Origin of the sequence: Acetivibrio sp., from assembly GCF_035371925.1 — a bacterium.
In the GTDB taxonomy this organism is placed as follows: Bacteria; Bacillota; Clostridia; order Acetivibrionales; family Acetivibrionaceae; genus Hungateiclostridium.
On sequence record NZ_DAORXT010000031.1, the window covers coordinates 23,399 to 29,696 of the forward strand.

At 37.2% G+C, this 6,298-nt stretch carries 6 protein-coding genes; 5 read left to right on the plus strand and 1 reads right to left on the minus strand.

Annotated elements, in window-relative coordinates:
• Positions 1–211: 211 nt before the first annotated feature.
• From PLH43_RS06150 to PLH43_RS06170, 5 genes are all read left to right on the plus strand, one after another.
• Positions 212–799, plus strand: a complete 588-nt coding sequence (locus tag PLH43_RS06150) for a GAF domain-containing protein (RefSeq protein WP_324361169.1) — start codon at positions 212–214, stop codon at positions 797–799.
• A complete protein-coding gene (locus PLH43_RS06155; protein ID WP_324361171.1) occupies positions 799–1,389 on the plus strand; it encodes an HD-GYP domain-containing protein in 591 nt (196 codons plus the stop codon). Before PLH43_RS06150 ends, PLH43_RS06155 begins: the two co-directional genes overlap by 1 nt.
• 151 nt (positions 1,390–1,540) lie before the next feature.
• A complete protein-coding gene (gene glgA, locus PLH43_RS06160) occupies positions 1,541–3,007 on the plus strand; it encodes a glycogen synthase GlgA (protein WP_324361181.1) in 1,467 nt (488 codons plus the stop codon).
• Between the two features lie 143 nt (positions 3,008–3,150).
• The gene (gene nth / locus PLH43_RS06165) at positions 3,151–3,789 is read left to right on the plus strand and encodes an endonuclease III (protein WP_324361173.1); all 639 of its coding nucleotides are present in this window, start codon (positions 3,151–3,153) and stop codon (positions 3,787–3,789) included.
• A 25-nt stretch (positions 3,790–3,814) separates the two neighbouring features.
• Positions 3,815–5,494 carry a diguanylate cyclase gene (locus PLH43_RS06170; protein ID WP_324361175.1) on the plus strand — a complete coding sequence of 560 codons (1,680 nt, stop codon included), beginning with the start codon at positions 3,815–3,817 and terminating at the stop codon, positions 5,492–5,494.
• 24 nt (positions 5,495–5,518) lie between these two features.
• On the opposite strand, the gene PLH43_RS06175 is transcribed toward PLH43_RS06170, so the two are convergent.
• Positions 5,519–6,223, minus strand: a complete 705-nt coding sequence (locus tag PLH43_RS06175; protein WP_324361177.1) for a PsbP-related protein — start codon at positions 6,221–6,223, stop codon at positions 5,519–5,521.
• Positions 6,224–6,298 lie beyond the last annotated feature (75 nt).

The following is a 6,298-nucleotide window of genomic DNA, read 5'->3' on the forward strand; positions in this document are numbered from 1 at the left end:
ATAAAGCTGTACCAATATTGATAACTAAATCTTTTTTCCTATGCTCCATACTGGTGTTTTCAGCAGTTGAATTTGTACGGACTTCGGATTTTAAATTTTTAGTTGTTATTGAGTCTGTTCTGGCGTTAATATTTGTAGATTACATATCAAACACCATATTCAACAGGCAAAAACAAGAAGAGTTGTTAACATATAATAATAAAATTAAAAAATGGAAGCCGAATTGGATTCTCTCCATGAAGTATCCAAAATTATTACGTCAACTTTTGATGTAAAAATAATAATGAAGCATACATATAATGAACTGGTGCGAATTACCGGATGCGAATGGTTTTATGTTTGCTTTGTTGACAAAAAGTCTTTTGAGCCGATATTTAATTATGAGTATGGCAATCAATCCTTGAAAAATGTTGAGAGTATTGATTATGAGCAATATGTGGGAAACCTTGCCGGGAAAAATTCTTTGTCGGAGCCCCAGATTGAAATGCTTTCAAGCGAAGATAACAGTAAGATTATGGCTATTTCGCTAAATGTTTCGGATGAATTGATTGGTGCTATTTTTATCGGCACTTCAAAAGCAAAGGCTTTTTCGGAAGTTAATTTAAGTTTTTTAAAAAGTCTTGCATGCTATGTTGCAATAGGTATCAGAAATGCTGAAATGTTTAATAATATATACTGCCAGAAGCAAGAAATAGAGGCTCTGTATGAGCAAGCAGCTGCAAGCAATGAGGAACTCAACAGCTATATAAAAGAGTTGGATAAAACGAAAGAGGAGCTTAATGAAAAAATGTCGAACTGATGAGAATGTTTGACAATATTCAGTACGGTTATCTCCAGACCGTTATGTGTCTTGCCAATTCCATAGAAGCAAAGGACCCTTATACAAGGGGACATTGCCAAAGGGTTATGGAAATATCCTGCGAGCTTGCAAGAGCGTTGAAGCTTTCCGAGGAAGAAATCAAGGATTTAAGATATGCAGCCATACTGCATGACATAGGTAAAATAGGGATTTCGGCAAATATATTAAACAAGCCGGGGAAATTGACGGATGAAGAATTTAACGAAATAAAAAAACATCCGCTTATTGCATATAATATCCTAAAGGATGTGGAATTTTTAAAAAACGGTTTAAATGCCATACTGCAGCACCATGAACGATACGACGGAAAGGGATACCCCAATGGACTTAAAGGGGATGAAATTTGCATTTTTGCAAGAATAATGTGTGTGGCCGATGCCTTTGATGCCATGACCAGCGACAGGCCTTACAGAAAAGGTATGGATATGGAATCGGCTCTAAAAGAGATAAAAAGGTGCAGCGGAACGCAGTTTGACCCTGAAATTGCCGATTTGCTGGTGATGATGGCAGGAGAGGGCAAGACTTATTAAACGGTTGGTTTTGACATAATGATGTAAACTGGTGTTTCACGCACGATCAAAATGGATATTATTATAATATTGGATTAATTTTTTGATATAATCATTCAAAATAAAATGATTTATTTTCATTTTACCAAAAAAGATAAAACGGAGGTATATGATGAAAGAGAATCATAACTTAAAGGTGTTGTTTGTTTCCGTTGAAGTGGCTCCATTTGCTAAAACGGGAGGATTGGCAGATGTAGCAGGTTCTTTGCCGAAGTCTTTGGTTTCCATGGGGTATGATGTTCGGATTGCAATGCCGAGGTATCAGCAGATAGAAGCTGATATGAAGTATGTGACGGATTTTCCGGTTGATATGGCAGGCAGGCAGTCAACCTGTATCGTACGTGAAGGTAAAATTGACTTTAAGGCCGACGGTAAAGATTTGAGTATACCTGTTTATTTTGTAGATAATTATCATTACTTTAACAGAGGCGGTATATACTGTTATTTTGATGATGCAGACAGGTTTGCCTTCTTCTGCAAGGCAACATTGGATATGCTTCCTAAAATAGACTTCAAACCGGATATAATCCATTGCAATGACTGGCATACAGGACCAATTTGCATGTTTTTAAACGAGAAATATAAAGAGTATCCGTTTTATAAAAACATAAAGACTATGTTTACAATTCACAATCTTGAATATCAGGGAAATTTCTCGAGAGATGTAATGGGCATCATGGGAATGCCGGATGATGTATTTGTGCCTGAAAAGGTTGAATTTTACGGAATGTTCAGCTTTATGAAAGCGGGATTGGTTTATACGGATATTATAACGACGGTAAGTGAGACCTATGCAAAAGAGATTCAGACGGAAAGATACGGCGAAAGACTGGAGGGCTTACTGAAAAACAGGGCAAAAGACCTCTACGGAATAGTAAACGGTATAGACTACGATGTGTTCAATCCGGAAACCGACCCAAGGATTCATAAAAACTATAATGTTGAGACATTTAAGCTGAAAGTGGAAAACAAATATGCTCTTCAAAAGGAAATGGGGCTTCCGAAAAAGGATGTGCCTGTTATCGGTCTTATATCGAGGTTGACTGGACAGAAAGGTTTAAACCTTATAATGGATGAAATTGACGAGATGATGAAGGAGGACATTCAGTTTGTCCTTTTAGGAGCCGGGGACGAATACTATGAGACAGGATTTAAGAAAATTCAGGAAAAGTATCCTGAAAAGGTAGGGGTGTTTATCGGGTTTAATGCTCCTTTGGCTCAGCGCATTTATGCAGGCAGTGACATGTTCCTGATGCCGTCGAGATTTGAACCCTGCGGCTTAGGACAACTGTTTAGTCTAAGATACGGTACCATACCTATAGTAAGAGCGACAGGAGGATTGGCAGAGACGGTAATTGACATCGACAAGGATAAGAAAAACGGAAACGGTTTTTCATATGAGGACTTTACATCAAAGGATATGTTAAAGACCATTAAACGGGCAATTAAGTTTTACAATGAAAAGCCCCTTGAATGGGAGGCTATGGTAAAACGCGCCATGAGTGCCGATTATTCATGGAGCAACTCGGCAAGCAAATATTCCGATTTGTATATGAAGCTTACAAAAAAGAAGAAATAATATGTTTTCATTCTTATATACAGAAAAGAGTCCGGTTTACCTGGACTTTTTTCTGTAGCCAGATGCAAAAAAATAAATTTATTTGCAATCTTTTCTATGCAATGAATGTATTTATTTGTTATAATATAGTGGAGGACGGTTTAATGGACAAGAAAGAGAGAGTTAACGAGATAATAAAGATTTTCAATCAATTATATAAAGATGCCCAATGTACTTTAGATTATGAGAATCCTCTTCAATTGCTCATATCCACACAGCTTGCCGCACAATGTACCGATGCGAGGGTTAACATAGTGGCAAAGACACTTTTTAAGAAATATAAAAATGCCCGGGATTTTGCCGATGCTGATTTAGAAGAGCTGGAGCAGGATATAAAACCGACAGGATTTTACCGCAACAAAGCGAAGAATATTAAGGAAACCTGCAGAATCATTATTGAGAAATATGATGGCAAAGTTCCCGACAATATGGAAGATTTGCTGACTTTGCCCGGGGTGGGAAGAAAGACTGCAAACCTGATTTTAGGCGATGTGTTCGGTATACCGGGTATTGTGATTGACACCCATGCTAAAAGATTAAGCAACAGAATAGGACTGGCAAGCAGCAGTGATCCGAAAAAGATAGAATTCGAACTTATGGAGATTGTACCTAAAGAAAGCTGGTCTATGTTTTGCCATCAGCTGGTTTACCACGGAAGGGCAGTTTGCAAGGCACGAAAGCCGGAATGTGAGAAGTGCAAAATTATTGACTATTGCGATTATGCAAAAGAGCATTCAAAATGATGCTATCTGAAAAGGAAGTGGGCTTGTGGAGAAAGTCAGTAAATATGAGCTGGTGTTTATTCGCTTTACATGGATTTTTATTGGCGTCATTGCTGCTCATATTGTAATTTTGGATATTGGCATGCAAACAGGCAAAAACGTATATCCAAGTACAGCGGCTAAGCTTTGCTTCTTTACGCTTGCAATTTTATTTAACATTATCAAATATTTTCTTATTAAAAAGGACTTGCTTTTTCGCAAAAAAGTATATCACATTCTAAGGCTGGCAGAGGTACCGGTTATACTGTCTGTCATGTTTTTTGAGGGAATCGGTGGATGGGCGTATATTATGCTCATGTTTCTCATCCTGATTACCAGCTTTTATGGCGGAAGAAAATTTTCTTTTATACTTGTTGGATATGCTTTTTTGGCGAATGTAGTCTTAAAGTATTTGTTTTATTTCCATTTGAATGAATATAAGTTTATTAGCCTTTTGGAATCACCGGAAGATATTATATATATGTTTTCAATTTACCTTGGCTTTTTTCTCTTTACAGTTTTTTGCTGCATGTTGTACAAAGATAATTATGAGAATGAGCAGCAGAACAAAAAGCTGTTTATGGAGATTGCAAACAAATATGAGCAGCTGGCGGCGGCCCAGGAAGAGATAAAATCGCAAAATTACAAATTGAGAGAGTGCAATTCAAAACTGGAAGATGCAAATAAAAAATTTATGACAAGTCTTGCAGAGCTTTTCACATTGCAGCAGATAACGCAGGCTATAAGTTCAATACTCGATGTCAAAGAACTGTTAAAGAGCGTTAATGATATCATAATTGGAGTTATGGGAGTAAGCAGTTCCACAATAATTCTATACGATGAGAAAAAAGGAAGGCTCAGGGTTCATACTACAAATATTGCAAATCGAAAAGAACTTGTTATATTAAATGACAATATAAACTGTCAAAAGCTTCTTGCCGCATTGCAAAACGGGGAACCCATACTCGAGAATTTTGTAGATATGGAGGAATATCCTTTTGCAGAAGGAAGAGGCATACATTCCCTGCTGTGCGTTCCCCTTACTACAAAGGCGAGAAAATTCGGTTTGGTGCTTATCGAGCATAAATATTTCAATGCGTTTGATGACAACAACCTGAGACTTCTAAATATAATAGGGCAGCAAGTGGGAATTGCCATGGAAAACGTGGAATTGTACCAGAGAATGCATGAGATGGCTACCATAGACAGTCTTACGGGAATATACAACAGGCTTTATTTCCAGGAAAGACTCAGAGAAGAGATTGCAAACGCCAAGAAGGAGAATTACGATTTGTCTTTGGCTATTATGGATATTGACCACTTTAAACGTTTTAACGATACCTTTGGGCACTTGTTTGGAGACAAGGTTTTAAAGCATATTGCCCAACTTATGAAAAAATCCTTGCGAAGCGGAGACATAATTGCAAGGTATGGAGGCGAAGAATTTGTAATACTGCTGCCAAGGACAAGCATTAAAGAGGCATATGACAAAGTGGAAAGGCTTAGAAATATTATTGCAAAGACCACGATAAAGGATGAACTGGTGGAAGCTTCAGTTACTGTGAGCTTCGGAGTTTCATCCTATCCGGAATTTTCAAATAATGAGTCTGAGCTTCTAAAATCGGCGGATAATGCGCTGTATGAAGCCAAGGAATCCGGCAGAAACTGTGTAAGAATACCAAGCTAGTGTTTTTATAGATGAAGTTTGCTTCTAATTATTTGGGGCATTGGTCTTGAATGAGAAGACAATGCTCTCAAATAATTTTGATTCTTTTTTGTCCCACAAGTCTTCGGGAACGAAGTAGCTTATTCTGTACATTTTATCATCTTTCTTCAAAAACACCTCATTTCCTTTAAAGCTTTTGTTGTCCTGGGTTATGACTATGTAATTCCAAAATATTCCCGGAATAGAGTTTACTGTAACTTCTTTTTCTTTAAACTCTTTATATTTTTGCCCGGAAATTGATTTTGATTTTGAAAGAAATTCGTTCAGGTCATAGGGAAGATTCCATACCTGCACGAAACCGTGGCTGGTGTTGCTTCTGTTTTTAAAACCAACATGATAGAGAATCTCAGTGCCTTCAAATTCCTGTTCGTTGAGCAAAAATGCAGAGGGATATTTGAAGCTGAAACCTCCTTCAATTGATTCATAGGTTGAAAACTCTTCGGTACGGGGCCTTTTGAAGATTTTGCCCGTTTCAATCAGGCTTCCTTTAATTATTTCATTTACATACACATTATCAATATCGTATTCGGCAGGGCATGAAAAGGACAAATAGTTTTCGATTGTAACGTTTACGTTAAGGCTTTGATTTAAAAATAATTCAGTAAGTAAAAACATAAGAACCCAAAATCCGATGATTATTGAAAGACAGACAAGCTTTTTTTTATAGTTGCGAACATAGATTATATACAATTTTAACCCTCCTTCTAAAGTTTATAATGCTCTCGAAAACTCGTATTGCTTTCGAGGTCTCTATTTCAGGAGCAA

Coding starts and splice junctions, on each gene's coding strand:
- PLH43_RS06150 (WP_324361169.1), top strand. CDS start 212: ATGGAAGCCGAATTGGATTCTCTCCATGAAGTATCCAAAATTATTACG.
- PLH43_RS06155 (WP_324361171.1), top strand. CDS start 799: ATGAGAATGTTTGACAATATTCAGTACGGTTATCTCCAGACCGTTATG.
- glgA (WP_324361181.1), top strand. CDS start 1,541: ATGAAAGAGAATCATAACTTAAAGGTGTTGTTTGTTTCCGTTGAAGTG.
- nth (WP_324361173.1), top strand. CDS start 3,151: ATGGACAAGAAAGAGAGAGTTAACGAGATAATAAAGATTTTCAATCAA.